General features: G+C 58.1%; 14 protein-coding genes. 6 read left to right on the forward strand and 8 right to left on the reverse strand.

Annotation, left to right across the window (positions count from 1 at the left end; all coding sequences use genetic code 11):
- Nucleotides 1-107: 107 nt before the first annotated feature.
- A complete protein-coding gene (gene zapE, locus ACP7A4_RS08715; RefSeq protein ID WP_426246423.1) occupies nt 108-1226 on the reverse strand; it encodes a cell division protein ZapE in 1119 nt (372 codons plus the stop codon).
- Nucleotides 1227-1531: 305 nt separating this feature from the next.
- Here zapE and ACP7A4_RS08720 point away from each other — a divergent pair, with 305 nt between their 5' ends.
- Complete coding sequence (locus ACP7A4_RS08720) at nt 1532-1786, forward strand: DUF2790 domain-containing protein (protein WP_426246425.1); 255 nt, start codon at nt 1532-1534, stop codon at nt 1784-1786.
- Nucleotides 1787-2083: 297 nt separating this feature from the next.
- On the forward strand, nt 2084-2341 hold the full coding sequence (locus ACP7A4_RS08725) for a DUF2790 domain-containing protein (RefSeq protein WP_048363644.1): 258 nt from the start codon (nt 2084-2086) through the stop codon (nt 2339-2341).
- Between the two features lie 142 nt (nt 2342-2483).
- Here the strand turns inward: ACP7A4_RS08725 and ACP7A4_RS08730 are convergent, their stop codons facing one another.
- On the reverse strand, nt 2484-2765 hold the full coding sequence (locus ACP7A4_RS08730) for a PepSY domain-containing protein (RefSeq protein WP_059763084.1): 282 nt from the start codon (nt 2763-2765) through the stop codon (nt 2484-2486).
- A gap of 164 nt (nt 2766-2929) precedes the next feature.
- Here ACP7A4_RS08730 and ACP7A4_RS08735 point away from each other — a divergent pair, with 164 nt between their 5' ends.
- The gene (locus tag ACP7A4_RS08735; protein WP_059763085.1) at nt 2930-3931 is read left to right on the forward strand and encodes a FecR family protein; all 1002 of its coding nucleotides are present in this window, start codon (nt 2930-2932) and stop codon (nt 3929-3931) included.
- A 67-nt stretch (nt 3932-3998) separates the two neighbouring features.
- On the opposite strand, the gene ACP7A4_RS08740 is transcribed toward ACP7A4_RS08735, so the two are convergent.
- Nucleotides 3999-6287 carry a penicillin acylase family protein gene (locus ACP7A4_RS08740; RefSeq protein WP_203303739.1) on the reverse strand — a complete coding sequence of 763 codons (2289 nt, stop codon included), beginning with the start codon at nt 6285-6287 and terminating at the stop codon, nt 3999-4001.
- 265 nt (nt 6288-6552) lie between these two features.
- On the opposite strand from ACP7A4_RS08740, the gene ACP7A4_RS08745 reads away from it, so the two are divergent.
- The gene (locus tag ACP7A4_RS08745; protein WP_426246428.1) at nt 6553-6936 is read left to right on the forward strand and encodes a fe2+ zn2+ uptake regulation protein; all 384 of its coding nucleotides are present in this window, start codon (nt 6553-6555) and stop codon (nt 6934-6936) included.
- Here ACP7A4_RS08745 and ACP7A4_RS08750 read toward each other — a convergent pair.
- The 5 genes from ACP7A4_RS08750 to ACP7A4_RS08770 form a co-directional block, all read right to left on the reverse strand.
- Nucleotides 6933-7121, reverse strand: a complete 189-nt coding sequence (locus ACP7A4_RS08750; protein ID WP_048363639.1) for a hypothetical protein — start codon at nt 7119-7121, stop codon at nt 6933-6935. The two genes, ACP7A4_RS08745 and ACP7A4_RS08750, sit on opposite strands and share 4 nt — an antisense overlap.
- A 112-nt stretch (nt 7122-7233) precedes the next feature.
- Nucleotides 7234-8151 carry a LysR family transcriptional regulator gene (locus ACP7A4_RS08755; RefSeq protein ID WP_426246431.1) on the reverse strand — a complete coding sequence of 306 codons (918 nt, stop codon included), beginning with the start codon at nt 8149-8151 and terminating at the stop codon, nt 7234-7236.
- Nucleotides 8152-8427: 276 nt separating this feature from the next.
- Entirely contained in the window at nt 8428-12105 is a 3678-nt protein-coding gene (locus ACP7A4_RS08760; protein WP_426246433.1) for a translocation/assembly module TamB domain-containing protein, read from the reverse strand.
- Nucleotides 12102-13829 carry an autotransporter assembly complex protein TamA gene (locus tag ACP7A4_RS08765; RefSeq protein ID WP_059763090.1) on the reverse strand — a complete coding sequence of 576 codons (1728 nt, stop codon included), beginning with the start codon at nt 13827-13829 and terminating at the stop codon, nt 12102-12104. The genes ACP7A4_RS08760 and ACP7A4_RS08765 overlap by 4 nt, the downstream gene beginning before the upstream one ends.
- 63 nt (nt 13830-13892) lie before the next feature.
- Nucleotides 13893-14543 carry a GNAT family N-acetyltransferase gene (locus tag ACP7A4_RS08770; RefSeq protein ID WP_059763091.1) on the reverse strand — a complete coding sequence of 217 codons (651 nt, stop codon included), beginning with the start codon at nt 14541-14543 and terminating at the stop codon, nt 13893-13895.
- A 184-nt stretch (nt 14544-14727) separates the two neighbouring features.
- Here ACP7A4_RS08770 and xthA point away from each other — a divergent pair, with 184 nt between their 5' ends.
- Entirely contained in the window at nt 14728-15540 is an 813-nt protein-coding gene (xthA, locus tag ACP7A4_RS08775; RefSeq protein ID WP_426246436.1) for an exodeoxyribonuclease III, read from the forward strand.
- 224 nt (nt 15541-15764) lie between these two features.
- Entirely contained in the window at nt 15765-17081 is a 1317-nt protein-coding gene (locus tag ACP7A4_RS08780) for a substrate-binding domain-containing protein (protein ID WP_426246438.1), read from the forward strand.
- The last annotated feature ends 13 nt before the right edge of the window (nt 17082-17094 follow it).

Genomic DNA, 17094 nt, shown 5'->3' on the forward strand with positions numbered 1-17094 from the left:
CTGTAGTCACTGACGAGTAATGCGAGGCTGTGATCGGCGCCAGCGGCGTCGTAAAACCCTTCAACCAGGCTGTGTCAGATGATTGCAGCCTCGTGCCTCGCCAGCACCTACTGCACGCCAAACCTCTGCAATTGCATCTCTTGCAAGCGACTCAAGGTACGGCGGAACGCAAAGGCCAGATAGCCCTGCGTGTACAACTGGTCCATGGGCACCTGCGCCTCAATGCACACCGCCACCTTGCGGTCGTAACACTCATCGATCAAAGCAATAAAACGCCGCACGCTGTCGTCATATTTGGACAGCTGCGGCAGTTCACGATCGCCCGCCTCAACTTTTACCGCCCCATCTTCCGTACCCCGCGCGATTTTACCTTCACGCTGTTCGGCACTCAGGCATGGCACCTCGCTGAGCAAGATGACGCTGTATCGGTCACACATCTGCATAAATTCAGTGGCGGCCAGGGGCTGCTCGCACAGTTCGTGAAACGTACACCACAGCACGGTGTCGCTGGCAGCCAGGGTTTTCAATACCCGATGCCCCACTGCAATCGGTTGCTCAGACACCACCTGCCCTTGAGTCAGACGCTGAAACAGCGGCCCCATCACGCTCGGTTGCCCCGCTGCCGTCAGCCAATAACGCTGCTCGGCAATCCCCGGATGCAATCGGTGATCCTGAGCACCGTCTACCGACACCACGGCCATATGTTTGACAATCGCGGTGATCGCCGGCGCAAACCGGTCGCGATTGAAACCCTCGCCATACAGCTGCTCCGGTGGCTGATTGGAGGTGCACACCAACACCACACCTTGCTCAAACATCACCTGAAACAGGCGGCCCAGGATGATCGCGTCACCAATGTCATTGACAAACAACTCGTCAAAACACAGCACTCGCACCTCTTGGGCCAAACCTTGCGCCAGTGCCTTGAGCGGGTCCTGAGTGCCAATGAGTTGAAACAGACGCTGATGCACCCATTGCATGAAATGGTGAAAGTGCTGGCGCCGCGCTGGCACCGACACACTCTGGTAGAACTGATCCATCAGCCAGGTTTTACCCCGGCCCACCGGTCCCCATAAATACACGCCCCTGACCGGCTCAATGCCCTGGCTTAGTTGTTCGTGACAATGCTGCAACGCTTGCACCGCACGCCACTGTGCAGGGTCCTGGACAAATCCGTGCTGTGCAATGGCCCGCTCCCAGGCAGTGATGGGGGATTCAACATTCATACGATGACCGGCTCCTGAATCTGACGGGCCAGTATGCCAGCACGGCATCAGGCCGAGGCCCTTGAAATGCTGATCGGCGTCACCACATTGTTACTCAAGCGGTAACAGAGCGTTTTGCCATCAAGTCTTTTTCAATCATTCAAACGGCGTAAACTTGGCGACATGCACTGAACCGCACTTGAAACTTAAACACGGAACTTCGTACGCACTCATTGAATACTTATTCGGGCGCGTAACTTCTACCCGCCTGCACGGCACATGAAGTCAGTCACTGTTCATATTTGATTACTTTAGAGGCCACTCACATGAAACATCTGATCGCTTTATTACTGGCCGGCATAGCGACCACCGCCCTGGCCGGTGAAACAACCCCCACTTCGCAACCGCCAGTTGAACACTATTCCTACGGAACAACGCTGGACATTGCCAATGTCATCAGTATGTCCAGCATCCCGAAAGTGTGCGAAGTGGTACCGGCGCAAATGACCTATGAAGACCATCAGGGCCAACGCCACACTGTGGAATATCAGGTCATGGGTGACGGTTGCAGCACTCACTAAACACAGGCTATGCCCAAGGTTGCACGCACGGATGCGACCCCAAGCCCCCTCTTTGTAGGGGGCTTTCTTTTGCACAACATAAAAACAGCATTATTACCATTCCAACAATACTGCTTGGCATTCTTTTGACTTTAATCAATGTTTTAAGTGCGTATCCTATGTTCATCCCTCGCTGAAACATTGAAACAGGGCACGGTACTTCGTGTTGCGCCACACCTCTTAAAAGGCGCAACAACTTCTCCCGCCAGCATGGCAATGGAAGTCAGTGATACGTGATTGTTTTAAGGTCTGAAAAAAATGAAAGGTTTTATCGCACTTGCTTTGATGGGTATTGCGACAGTGGCCGCCGCTGACGACGTTCAAGTTGCACAGGCCCAACCGGTGGTTGAACAGTACACCTACGCCACTGACCTGGACGTTGCCCATGTGATCAGCGTGACCCCGACTGCCGATGTGTGTGAAGTGGTTCCGGCGCAAATGATCTATGAAGACCACCAGGGTCAGCGTCACATTCTTGAGTACCGGGTCATGGGTAACGGCTGTTCCAACGGCTGATCGAGTCAACAACGATAATGCTGCACACCAGGCCTGCGTTGAACGCGGGCTTTTTTATGTGCCCGTGATGACCACGTGATGCCCGGTCCTGCAATGGCAAGACCGGGCTAGAAGCGCTCGCAAGCGATTCAGGTAGCGAGAATCAGTCTTTCTTCTCGGAAATCACTTTGCCCGTGTGATCAAGCGTGGTTTCGACTTCGACTTCCACACCATCGATTTTCTTCACGCCTTCCGCTTTCCAGATACCGGTAGCCGGATTCTCCAGTTCAACCTTTTTAATGGTGACGTAGCCATTATCGGTTTTGAGGACTTTAATCACCTCTTTGGAGAACGCCCAGTTCGCATCGGGTGTCGCAGCCATCGCAGCGCCAGCGCTCAACACAACAGCAGCAGTGATTGCAGCAGCAAAGGTTTTCTTCAACATTGTCTTAACTCCATTAATTGATGTTGCGTCTGTTACGTAGGTTGCCGCAGTAAACGTAGCAGAGAAAAAAACCTCCATGATGGGTAAATGACATGCTTTTGACATGCCTCATGTTCTCGTTCGCTCTAGCACAGGGTTAGAATGCACAAAACCAGGAAGAGCCAATGAGCGAAACACGCCTCACCGAAGCCCAATACGATGCCATCACTGAAGCGGCTGCCCAGTGGTGTATGCGTTTGCATGAGCCTGATTGCACTGACCGGGAACGTGAAGCTTTCGCTGTGTGGCTGAACGCTGACCCGCTGCATGCGTTTGAATATGAGGCCATGCTCGACATCTGGGATGTCAGCGAGCACCTGCCGCGCCCCGAGCCTATAGGGGCACACGTGGTGCAACTGCCCCAAGTGCCACGGCGCAGCACCTGGCAAAAATACGCCACGGCAGCGGCCATCACCCTGCTCGCGGTGCCTGTGGCAGCGTACAGCGGCTGGGAACTGGGCTGGGTGCCCAATGCCTATGAACGTCATCAGGCCGATGCCCAGTTGCAAACCGTGACCCTGCCAGACGGCAGCCAGGTGGAGCTGAACCTGGGCACACAACTGACGTATGCCAACTACAAAGACCAACGTCGCGTCACCCTGAGCAAAGGCGAAGCCTTTTTCAAGGTGAGTCACGATGTCGCACACCCGTTCATGGTGCAGGCTGCTGAGGGCCGGGTGCGCGTGACCGGCACCCAGTTCAACGTGTGGATGTATGAAGATCAGGTCAAAGTCACGCTGCTGGAAGGCTCAGTGCTGGTCACCAGCAACCAACAGCTCAGCGGGGACGGCTTGCGTCTGGAGCCGGGCATGCAAGCGCGATACAAGGCGGGCGACTATACCCCGCAAATCAGCCAGACCTATGCCAACGCGCCGGATCTGGCGTGGCGCAATGGCAAATTGGTGCTCGATAACCTGACGCTGGCTGACGCCTTGCCCATGATCAACCGTTACCTGGGCACGCCGTTGGTACTGGCAGACTCTGCCACCCGCCAATTGCGCATCGGTGGCGTATTCAACACCAAAGAAATCAACAACCTTGTGACCTCCCTGCCCAAAGTGTTGCCGGTGTACCTGAGCGTGAATCAGGACGGTAACCCCGTACTCAACGCCCTGCCGCGGGGCTGATTGAACACCGTTCCCCCGCGCCATTGACGCAGGCTGCGGCAGCCTGCGTCGGGCGTGTGCAGAGTATTTATTGACGAATGTGCGTCAGCTCATAGTTAGGGTCGGCCTTGATCTGCGCCTCAGTGAAGGGCAGCGTTTGCCATTGCTTCTTCGAGAACGCCCGGGTTTGATCCCGCGCATGTTTTGACGCCGGGTCGCTGGAAATCGAAAACGCCAGCATCCCTTGCGCCTGTGGCCCCTGCTCGTCAAACGTGACCGTTTGCAGGTAGCTGGTGCCGCTCACGACCTCTTGCTGACCGCCTTCACCCGGTACGCTTTGCATGGCGTTATAGACACCCAGTACCGCCGGGCCACCGTGAATCGGCGTACGCTGGCCGCCACTGTTGACGCCCTGAATCTCACCCCACGTCGTGTCGGTACTCAACCCTGCTTGCGCCACCTGCGCCGCTGACGCTTTGAGCGCGTCATGCACCGCCTGACGCACCGCCGGATGATCGATGTTCAAACCTCGCGGTGTATGTTGCGGGTCTGCGGGGTTGAACGACACGCGCCACACGTCAGGCACTTCAAACAACTGCGCCATAAGGTGCTGGAAATGCACCAGCCCCATGCCGCTGTCCAGATTCGCCTGCTGATCCCATGCCTTGAGGCTGGCACACACCGCTGCCGGCGCGGCCTCACGCTCACCTTCACACACCTCAAGGAGGTCCGGCATGACTTGCCCGGCCAGGTACACCCGGTTGTCCATCACCATGCCTTGCAAGTCCGATACACCGAGGGCACCGGGCTGACTTAACCGCTGAAGAGCAAAACGTGCTCGCGGCCCCAGTGGCTGGCCCTCTTGACTGATCAGCGGCGAAAAACCGCTCAACGGTGCCAGAGGGTTGGCCATCCAGGCGGAGTCGTTGGAATGCTGCACGTAGTCTTTGCGACGCAGTTGCGGCAACTGACTCGCCGGATAAATACCGTGTTGTGCCGCGCTGGCGTCAACCGTCCACGCACAGGCACTGCGACTACCGTCGAGCACGATCATCTCCAGCCCCACCCGCGGGTCGCTGCACGCGGCCAATTTGGCCTGATCGACATACGGCACCACGGACAGGTTCATGTACAGCGCCTGCCCTTTGTCATCCACGGCCAGGGTGTTGACCCACGGGATGCCTTGAATCTTGTTCACCGAGGCTTGCAAGGCATCGACACTGTCCGCCTGATTCATCGCGTACCACTGCTGCAATACGCGATCGTTGCCGAGGTTGGCATCACGCAGGCTAAAGGCCACGTTATCGTCCCAGTCCAGCTTGCCCGGCCACTGCACAATCGGCCCGAACACTGAACTGTAAATAACCCGCGACTGAGGCTTGAGGCTGCCATCGGCCTGTTTGACCTCAACGCTGACGGTGTGCTCTTGCAGCGCGTAAGAGTTGCCGTCCAGCAGATAACGGGTCGGGTCATGCGGGTCGAGGGCAAGCCGGTACAGGGTGAAGTGCTTTGAGGTGTCGACCGTATGGGTCCAGGCCACGTGCTGATTGAAACCGATGTTGATCAACGGCAGACCGGGCAGCGCGGCGCCCATCACGTCAAGCTTGCCGGGGATGGTCAACTGCATCTCATAAAAGCGCATGCCGCCTACCCACGGAAAATGCGGATTGGCCAGCAACATCGCCCGCCCGGTCTTTGAACGCTCACTGCCGATAGCCACTGCGTTGCTGCCACGCTCCAGCGCAAAACGCTGCATGCGTTGCTCAGCCACTGCAAAGCCCTTGCTGTGCTGAGCCCATTGCGCCGTGGCGCGTGGCGGCGTTGCGCCCACCAGCGCTTGCGCAAACTGACCCACGCCCCCCTCGACCAACAGGCGACGGGTCAACTTGACCAGATCCCGGCTCGTGAGGGGCCGCACCGAGGCATTGTCACATTGCGCTGGCAGACCGTGGCGCTCGCTGAGCTGACGGTTGTAACCGGCCACATACCCCTCAATCAAATCTCGCACCTGCGGGGTTTGCGCCTGCCAAAAGGCATCGACCGACTGCGGGGTATTGAGCCACTTGAAAAAAATGTCGCTGGACAGGTTGTCGCGCTCCTCCAGGGTCAACGCGTCAGGCCCGAAATATTTAGAGCGTTCACCGTTCACCGTGACCACCTCATTGGCCAGCAAACACAGGTTGTCCTGGGCATAGGCATAACCAATGCCATACCCCAGGCCACGCTCATCGGCGGCCTGAATATGCGGTACACCAAAGGTGGTGCGGCGAATGTCGGCGCTCACGTCTTTGGCCGGGGTCTGAGCCAGAGCACAAACACTCAGCCCCACACACAGCCCTGCAACACACGCTTTGCTCAATGGCCTGAAAATAATCACGCGCACTCCTGCTCGTTCAATAGAAATGCCCGTTGCGCCTCATGGGGACGCCGCCACCGGGCATGTGCCTGCACTAAAGACGAAGCCGATTAAAAAAATTTAATCACCGTTAAAAACCTGTCTACAAAGCGGCTTCACTTCAATCAAGCGCATTTGACGACAAATTTTCTACATCCAAATGTTCATGATTTCGGCGGCTCATTCGTCTAGTACCTTAAGAGCAGTTTTTATTTTCCTGATCAGGCTCTGATAAGGAGTTATTTGCATGCACAACTCGCAAATGCCAGCGGACGGTAATCAACAACGCAAATCAGCTTTTCAGCCCGACAACGGGTTGCTGGAGGCACAGGTGCAATTACACGGCAATGTACGTATTCGTCATTTACTTAAATGTTTTGGGCTGCGCACCAGCCTGGTGCGGCTCAAGGTCATCGACGCGCTGTTAACCGCCGCCGGCAATGATCGTCGACTCGGGGTGCGAGGCATGCACAGCCATTTACAAGCGCTGGATATCCCGCTGTCTTTTCTCAGCGTGCGCGAAGTGCTCAAGCGCCTGTGCAGCGAGGGGGTGGTGGTGCTCAACAGCGACAAGAGCTACAGCCTGCATCCGCAGGCCGAAGCTGTTTTGACGGGGCAGATCGACGCTTAGATTTTGGTTTTTCGGCGCATGACGCCGTTGATGACAACCACAATCACTGCCACGCCGATGGCGACGTACTGAAACATCTTCTCGGAGATCATGCCGGCGTTCTGCATGTACGAAAGACCAAACATGATCCCCAGTACAACCAGGGAGATCAAAATCGAGTATTTCAAGCGCTGCGAAGGAGTCATTACCTGTTCCTGAAAAAATGGGACTTGAATCAAAGCCAAAAGGTGCACATGCGTAGGGTCTACGGGTAAGCCCACCCTCAACGGTGGGCCATGTTACAACCGCACATGGGTTTTAGCTCGTCATCTGGCGACAAAATCCGCTACCCGGTCGAGCACACACATCCACCAACCAGTCAACAAACACGCGCACCCGTGGCGATAACTGGCGATGTGGCGGGTATAAAGCGGTCAGCGCCAGAGGCGGCGGCAAGCATTCACTGAGCACTTCTTGCAAGCGCCCCTCACGCACCCATTGGGCCACATGATAATGCGGCGCCTGCACCAAACCATAACCGGCCACACACGCTGCCAAATACCCTTCGGCACTGTTAACCGACACCTGTTTGGCCAAGTTGACCAACTGCACGTCTGGCCCTTGCTCAAACTCCAGCCCGTAACGCTTGCCCGATACGCCAGAGAAATACTCCACCATCAGATGCCCACTCAAATCGGCCACCGTGTGCGGTATGCCGTGAGCACGCAAATAGTCGGGACTGGCGACAGTCACTTGGTCCATCAGCACCAGGGGCCGGGCCACCAGCGAATCATCCACGGTCAAACCGGCGCGAATCGCGCAGTCCACACCTTCACGAATCAAATCCACCGGCCGGTCGTTAAGCCCGATTTCCAGCGCTATCTGCGGATAACGCCGGGTGAACTCAGGCAGCGCAGGCAGCACCACCAGACGCCCCACCGCCGCTGGCATTTCGACCCGCAGCGTACCCTTGGGTTGGCTGGCGCTGAACAACCCTTCGGCCTCTTCAAGGTCTGACAACACGCTGACGCAACGCTGGTAATACGCGGCGCCGTCCAGCGTCGGGCTGACCTGACGCGTGGTGCGATGCAACAGTTGCACGCCCAAGTGCGCTTCCAGTTGTTTGATCAGTACCGTCACTGAAGCACGGGGCATTTGCAGGCTGTCGGCAGCTTTGGCAAAACCGCCCAGCTCGACGATACGGGTAAAGACGCGCATCGCGTTGAATCGGTCCATATCCCCTCGCTTGGCTGGCATGGATGAGTGGAGTCATCCAGACAGTGACGCATCATTGTCTCGGCGACCGCCCTTGCAGGTTTCACATTCGCGCAGGCTAGGTCAGTTCCTACCAACCTGCAGGAACTGACGCGTTAGGCGAGGCTGTGATCGGCGCCAAGGCCGTCGTGAAACCGTTAAACCCTGTGTGTCAGAAACGCCACAGCCATCAGGTTAACGGCCGCTTCGCATTCGATCACAGCCTCGTGCCTCGTCAGCTGCGCTGAGTCTGGCGTTTTAAAAATCGCGTTTGTAGAAGATATCCAGCGAACTGGCAAAGCCGCTGGCCACTTCCACGTACACCCGCTTGCTCAGTTTGTAACGCAACGCAATGGTACTCGCCGGTTCAAACACGCCCACGCCATACCGCACGCTCAAACGTTCGTTGATCTTGCCGCTGGCAACCACGGCGGTGTTGTCGCCGCTGCCTTCAGTGTCGAGTTCAAAGTCCTTGATACCCAAGTGGTTCGCCAGACCGGAGGTAATGCCTGCACTGCCCATCAACCCCAGCCCCAAGGCTGCCTGGGCCAGCATGTTGTTGTCTTCCCCGGTGCCCGACAACGGACGCCCCAGGATCAAGTAAGACAACGCTTGCTCTTGGCTCATCGCCGGCTCCGAGAAGATTTGCGTGGTCGGCTGTTCAGCGCTACCACTCAAGCGGATGCCTGCAATCACATCATCTGTCTGGCGAATCGCTTCAATGTCCAGATACGGCTGGGCAATCGGCCCGGCAAACAATAGCCGCGCACGGCGGATGGTCAGGCGCTGGCCATAAGCACGGTAACGGCCATTGTTCAGGCGCAGTTCGCCGCGCGTATCGAGGTTATTGCCAATATGCACCTGGCCCGCCAAATCAGCGTTCAGACCAAACCCGGAGAACGTCAGCAGTTCTTGCCCCACCACCACGTTGATGTCCATGTCGACCACCATCGGCACTTCGCCCTCAGCCACCTGCTGACCGACGATCACGGTGTCATCCGAAACCTTGACCGTGGACGGGGGCAGTTCGCGAACGGTGATTTCACCTTTTGGCACGTTCACCGTACCGGCAATCAACAGGGTATTGTTTGCGTTGAGCGTGATTTTCAGATCGGGCGCCACGTCCAGCTTGGCGTAAGGCTCCACCGTCACCGGCAAGTGATTGCCCTTGACCAGCACGTTGACGGCCACCGCCTTGCCCCATGCCACGTCACCGCTGATGCTGCCCTGCCCTTGCGTACCGCTGGTCCAGCCGCCGTTGAGTTGCGCGGTTTCGCCGACGATGTTGGCCGTCAGTTGCAGGTTTTCAAAGTTGGTCGGTAACTGCGGGCCGGAGATTTCACCGCCAGTCAGCGCCACCTTGCCGTTGATCGAGGGCGCGAGCAAACCGCCCGAAATACTCCCCGCACCATTCAACTGCCCGGTGAGCTTTTCCACCATCGGCACAAACGGACGGATCACCGACACATCCAGCCCCGTGAGGCGGAACTCGCCGCTCACCGGTTTGCTTTTGGGCAGCGGATTGATGCGTGCGTTGAGCATCAATTGCCCGAGCTTGCCGCCATTGAATTCAAACTGTGTGTCGACCCGGCTGGGCGTCAGGTGACTGGTCAATTTGAAGGTCTGGTACGGGAAGTCCAGCCACTGACCTTTGTCTTTGATACGCAAGGTGCCGCCGCTGGCGTCCACCACCACCTGACCTTTGGGGCCGCTGGCGGGCACATCCATCAGCACGTCGGCGTTGAGCTGGCCTTGCCACTGAAAGTCGTTGGGCAACCACTGCGCCAGGCTGTCGAGGGGGAATTGCTTAAGGTGCAAACGCAATTTGGGGTCGGGCATCAAGCGCTGATCTTCCGCGCACAGGCTGGCAGGCCCGGACATCCAGCACTGCGCACCCAAGGTGATACGGCCATTGGCCAGCCGCTCCAGACGCGCCGGGTTTTGCAGCACCCAACTCTGGCCTCCCGCCTTCACGTCCCCGCTGAGCAAACGCCCGCGCCAGTTGTCTTTGTCCAGCCCACCCTCCAGCGCCAGCCCCAGTTGCAGCATCGGCCCTTGCAACGCCAGTTTCAGTTGTTGGCGCTTGAGGTCACCGCTGCCATTGGCTGTCAGTACGCCCAGTTGTGTGTCGCCGGTCTGAATCCCGCTGCCTTTGAGGTCAATTCGCCCGTTTTGATTGCGATCCAGCGAGGCATCCAGCGTCAGGTTTTGCAGGTGATTGTCGGCAAAGGCCAATTGCTGACCTGTGAGTGCCACCTTGCCTTGCGGTGCCTTGAGCGTACCGCCTACATCAACCCGACCTTTGAGCTGACCGCGCAGATCCGGCCACAGCTGACCCAAACGCGGCAAGTTCAGATCCAGTTGCGCCTTGAGTTGCTGCTGCACACTGGCGCTGCCGTTGATGCGGTTATCGCCCAGGCGAATGTCCAGAGCGCTCAGGGTGAAATCTTCGCCAGCACCTTGAGCCTTGGCTTGCAAGACGGCGGGCAAGCCGCGCAAACGGCCTTTTAAATCAAGATCGGCATTGAGTTCAAGGCGCTCATTTTTGAACGAGCCGGTGCTACGCAACGGGCCACCCAGGTTACCCGGCAGCTCAGCGACCCAATACGCCGGGTTGATGGCGCTCAAGTCCAGAGCGGTGTCCCACGCCACACCCTCGGCGAACTGCACGTTGACGTGGCCCTGTGCCTTGCCTTGCCCGGCGACCAGTTGCAGCTGGGGCAAAAATATTTTGCCCAGATCACCACTGAACGGGCTGGCCAGACTGAACGCCCCGGCCGGGCCATCCAGATCGGCTTTGAAATGGCCCAAATAGTTGCCATCGGTGTAAGACACTTCGCCCTTGAAAGTGCGCAGGTCTACATCGGGCTTGGCAATCAGCGGGTACAGGGTGTGCCACGGAAACTTAAGCCAGTCGATAGTGGCGTCGGCCTTCAAGCCTTCTTGCCAATCCACTTGCCCGGACAGTTTCAAACGTTGCTCGGGGCTGACGGTTAAATCCAGCGCCGAGATTTGCGCCCCCTTGGCATCCACCCGGCCTTTGAGCACCAGACTGACCGGGGCTTTTTCAGCAGGCAGACTGGCGCTGCCGTTCAGCACATAACCGGCCTTGAGATCACCTTTGGCGCTCAATAGGAGCTGGTTGACTTGCAGGGTATCGGGCAACTCCGGGCTGGCTTTGAACGCCTCAGACGTGAGGCTGATCTGCGCGGGCAAGTTCTCGGCCAGTGGCTGCAATTGGCCCTTTAACTGTGCGTTGAGATACCCCGTGCTATCGGCGGTCAGGTTCAGTGAAGTACGCAAATCACCGTCGACCTTCAGCGCCAGCGCCCAGGGTTTGTCTTTATCGGGAGACGGCAGGTTGATAGCGCCCTGCAAGGTCAAAGGCCAATCGCCATTGGGTTGCAACAGGCCAGACAACTCGACGCTCAAATCCTCGCGGTCTACGTGCACCGAGTCGATCTGCAAGCCCTTGGGCGTCCACTGCGCCGCCATCTGCAAGCCCTTGAGCTGCTCGATACCGTTGAACAACACGTTGCCGACCTTGATCACGCCCACCTCGATGGACAGCGGCAGTTTCAGCTCCGGCAGGCTGACCGGCCCGCTGCTGCTGTCTTTGCCTGGCGGAAATTGCAGGCTCACGCGCTCTGCCTGCAATTGATCGACACACAAGGTCAGGCGCGTCAGGCACGCGGGCGACCAGGCAAAAATCGGCCGCTCCACTTCCACACGACTGCTGCCTTGCTCCCACAACAGATGATCGGCACTCCACTGGCCACCCAAACGACCGGCAAAGTTGTCGATCTGTAAACCCGGCACCTGGCCCAGCACCCAACGGCTGCCCGCTTGTGTACCCAGCACGAGGCCCAGCGCCAGCACCCCTGTCAGCAACAAGGCCAGCAACACCAGACCCGCTATTTTCACACCACGAATCACAGTTCTGGCCCCATGGAAAAGTGCAAACGAACGCCGCCATCGTCATCCAGCGCATGAGCCAGATCGAGACGGATCGGGCCAACCGGCGAAATCCAGCGAATACCCATGCCCACCCCGGTTTTTAAACTGGGGAAGTCGAGGCTGTTGAACGCGTTGCCTTTGTCGACAAAGGTCGCCCAGCGCCATTTTTCGGCGAACTGATATTGATACTCGACGCTGCCCGCCACCATGTAGCGGCCACCGATACGGTCGCCATCAGAGTTCTTCGGCGACAGGCTCTGATAGTCATAGCCGCGCACGCTTTGGTCGCCACCGGCAAAGAAACGCAGGGACGGCGGGATCGACTTGTAACCGTTGGTGGCGCTGCCGCCAAACTGAACCCGGCCCAAAAAGCGGTGTTTGTCCCACAACGTAGTCAGCGCTTTAAATTGCGCATTGCCGTGCAACAAGTTGGTGTCCGACATCAGCCCTTCCTTGGCCACTTGCGCATCCAGCGACACGCTGTAGCCATGGGTAGGATCAATGCGGTTATCGCTGCGCAGTACCGAATAACTGACACCGGGCATTAATAAGGTGCTCAGGCCCGAGTCATCGCCCAAACGGTATTCTTCGTGCTGCCACTTGAGCGAGACAATGCGCGTCCAGCCGTTGTCCAGTTTGCTGTGCCACTCCGGGCCGACTGTCAGCAACTTGCTCAAGGTGTCGGTATTGGCGATTTCTTCGTACTGATAACCGGCTGCAAAACGCAGTTTGTCGGTGAGCGGCGGATCAAGCGGGATGTCATACCAGGCGCCGACGTTTTGCTTGGGCTGGGAAATTTCCGACTCAAAACCGTAACTGTCGCCACGGGCGTTGTCCCAGTGGCGCATCCAGCTGGCCTTGCCGCGCGGCCCGGTATCGGTCGAGTAACCCAGGCCCAGCGTCATGGTGCGTGGCTTGCGGGTGTGCAGCTCAACGTCGACCGGAATCACTTGCCCCACTGCCGTGCTGGGCGCGGCATCAACGCGCACCACTTCAAAATAACCGCTCGATTGCAGGTTTTGATTAAGCTCGTTCACCAGCTCCGAGTCATAGGGCGTATCCGGTTTGAAAGGCACCATGCGTTGCAACAGCACCTCATCAAACGGCGTGTCGCCACCAAAACTGACCTTGCCGAGCAAAAAACGCGGCCCGCTGCGGTAAACCAGATTGATATCGGCGTAGCCGCCCTTGGGGTCGACCAGCAGTTCGTGCTTGATAAATTGGCCATTGAAAAAACCGTAACGCAGCGCCCGGTTCTGGATCATTTGCTTGGCGCTTTCGTAATCGCCCTGATTGAGCACCGCCCCCGGCTTGAGGTCGTCACTGGCGGGGATCTGAAAGGCCTTGAGCGAAGCGGCCGCACCTTCGACGCGCACGTTGACGTTGCGCAGATGCACCGGCTCGCCGGGATCAATGCTCAACACCAAACGCGGCGGATCACCGGGTTTAACTTCGCTGTCAATGGTGGGGTTGTAATAACCCAAGGCTTGGGAGGCTTTGAGGGCTTGCTCTTGCGCACCGCGTTTGAAGCGCAACAAGGCCGCCTCGTCACGATCGCCGAGGCTGCCTATATAGCCTTCCACGTTGGCCTTGAGGGCGCTATTGGCGGGTTTGACCTTGACCACCAGCTCGCTTTGCGCAAAGGCTGCAAAGCTGCTGAGCAGCAGGACCACACCACTGGTAAATCTTCCTGGAAACGTCATAGGCGCGGATGCTAACACGGGCAAGGAACGTCATAGAGCCTGCCTAAGGTGAGAAGTTCGCCCTTAAGCCGTTGCTGTATGTAACACCTGCGGGTTGGCGTGGAAAAACACGTGCTCGCGCACCGGCCCGACGGCCACTTCGCCAATCTCGACGTAACCCTGTTTTTTGTAAAACTCCAGGTAACGCGGATTGCCGGTGTCGAGCACCACGCCTTCGGAGTGCTCATCCTCGGCACACCAGTTGTGCACCGCCTCAAGCAACTGCTCGCCATAATGCTGGCCTTGAAACTCTGGGTGAATCCCCAACAACGGCAGCATATGCACCGCATCACCCGGCACGCACGCCAATACCGCCTGATGGTATTCCAGATAACGCCGGGTACAGCGCAGCCCTGTGCTCAGCACCATGCGCAATTGCCAGGCCCAGCTTTCGGTGATGTCCAGACGCCGCAGCGGCGGTGCGATCAGGGCAATGCCGACCAGCCGATCATTGACCAGCAGCCCAAGCCCTGGCCGATCCTGCAAAAAATGCTGCTTGACCAACTCGCGAACGGTTGCCCGCACCCGCTGCTCATAGCCCCTGCGATCAGCATCGAACAGATAGCGAAACGTCGGCTCATGCCGATAAGCCTGATACAGCAACGAACGCGCTTCGCGTGAATAACCACCATCGAGCAGTTGAATCTGGCCTATGGCATTCGACGTTTGCGTCATGACGTTCAATCTCCCTGGCGGCGCTTGGATGGCGGCGCTTCTAGTGAGTACGAGCCCCCGAGAGCCACAACAGTTCAATCATGGCTACATGCAACCTACGTTAGCAGCGCATTTGCCCTACTGCACGCTGGCCGCTTGCGCGCCAGTCCGCTAGCATCGCAGTTTTGCTCTGGACTGCCCGCCCATGAAAATTGTGTCATTCAACATCAACGGCCTGCGCGCTCGGCCCCATCAGCTGGCAGCGCTGATTGAAAAACACCAGCCCGACGTGATCGGCCTGCAAGAAACCAAAGTCAGCGATGAGCAGTTCCCCTTCGCCGACATTGAAGCCCTGGGTTATCACGTGCATTTCCACGGCCAGAAAGGCCATTACGGCGTTGCCCTGCTATCGCGTCAGGCGCCCCTGAGCATCCATAAAGGCTTTGCGAGCGATGAAGACGACGCTCAGCGGCGTTTTATCTGGGGCGAATTCGCGGATGAAAATGGCCAGGCAGTGACGGTCATGAATGGTTATTTCCCACAAGGTGAAAGCCGCGATCACCCGACCAAGTTCCCTGCCAAGCAGCGGTTCTACAGTGACTTGCAGCAGTTGCTCGAAAGCCAATTCAGCAACGAACAGCCGCTGGTGGTGATGGGCGACATCAACATCTCACCGCAAGATTGCGACATCGGCATCGGCGACGTTAACGCCAAGCGCTGGCTGAAAACCGGCAAGTGCAGCTTCTTGCCTGAGGAGCGCGAGTGGATGGAACGCCTCAAGGGCTGGGGGCTGGTCGACAGCTTTCGCTACCTCAACCCGGACGTGACAGACCGTTTCAGCTGGTTTGACTATCGCAGCCGCGGCTTTGAAGACGAACCCAAACGCGGTTTGCGCATCGACGTGATTCTGGCCTCTAAGGGCCTGGTGCCACGCATCAAAGACGCGGGCGTCGACTACGACCTGCGTGCCATGGAAAAACCCTCGGACCACGCACCGATCTGGCTGGAACTGAGCTGAACCGCTCGCAGCCTCGCGCCTCGTCAGTGCCTACAAAACGTTGGCGCATAACCCGTAGGAACTGACGAGTAAGGCGAGGCTGTGATCGGCGGCAAAGTCGTCGTAAACCCCTTCAACCCACAGCGTCAGATACGACGCGCCGGGTTCACGCGGGCTGTCATCGCGCTGCAATCTTTCTGACTTAAATTGCTGGCACGTTTATGGCCCCAGGAAGGTCGCCGACGATGCTGCGTTTTATGTCATGGATCATGCTGTGCGCCTTGTCGGGGGTGGCCCTCGCCGCGCCAGTCGCTGACTTGAGGATTCAAGGCTCCAACACCATGGGTGCCAATCTCGGCCCGGCACTGGTGGCTGCCATGCTCGCTGCGCACGGCGTGCGCGACATTCATAGCGTGCCAGCCGCCACTCCCAACGAGCACACCCTGATGGGCACCGATGCCCAAGGCCAACCCGTACGGGTGGACGTTGCCGCCCACGGCTCAGGCACCGGGTTTACCGCCTTGAACGACGAGCACGCCGATGTGGTGGCCTCTTCGCGCCCGATCAAGGACCGCGAACTGGTCGAACTCGAACGCCTCGGCGACCTGAAAAGCCCGGAGGCTGAACAGGTAATTGCCATCGACGGTTTGGCCATCATCGTGCACCCGCGCAACCCGCTCACGACCTTGAACACCGAACAACTGGCGCAAGTCTTCAGCGGCAACATACAGACGTGGGAAGCGTTAGGCGGCGTCGGCGGGAGCATTCATTTATATGCGCGGGACGATCAGTCCGGCACGTGGGAGACCTTCAAGGAATTGGTGCTCAGCCGCGCGGGGCTACCGTTGAGCGCAGCCGCCAAGCGCTTCGAGTCCAGCGAACAGTTGTCCGATGCTGTCAGCCAGGACCCACAAGCCATTGGTTTCATCGGTTTGCCCTACATCCGCGAAGCCAGGGCTGTCGCCATTGTCGATGGGGCTTCGCAACCGATGCTGCCGCTTAACAGCCTGATCGCCAGCGAAGATTACCCGCTGTCGCGACGCTTGTACTTTTACCTGCCACCTGCAGCGAATAATCCTTGGGCTAAAGCGCTGATTACCTTCACCCAAAGTGCGCAGGGCCAAGCCATCGTCGCGCAAAACGGTTTTGTGGCGCAAAGCGTGGTGGCCGACAGCGTGCTGCCCGGCCCACACATGCCGCAGGACTATCAGGCGCTGACCCAACAGGCCCAGCGTTTATCAGTCAATTTCCGTTTTGAGGAAGGCAGTGCGTCGCTGGACAACAAGGCGCGTCAAGACTTACTGCGCGTTGTGGACTATCTGCAACGTCACGCAAAACTCACCAAGCAGGTGACGCTGGTAGGCTTTGGCGATGCCAAGGACAACCCCGAACGTGCGCAATTGCTGTCAAAACTGCGGGCAATGGCGGTGCGCCGTGAGCTGGTGAAAAACGGCGTGATCCTGCGCGAAATACGCGGTTATGGCGCACAAATGCCCGTCGCGACCAACACCGAAGATGAAGGCCGCCTGAAGAATCGTCGCGTTGAGGTGTGGGTGTATTAGCACCAGCCTCCTA

This window comes from Pseudomonas sp. TWR3-1-1 (assembly GCF_049896545.1).
Classification (GTDB): Bacteria; Pseudomonadota; Gammaproteobacteria; order Pseudomonadales; family Pseudomonadaceae; genus Aquipseudomonas; species Aquipseudomonas weihenstephanensis.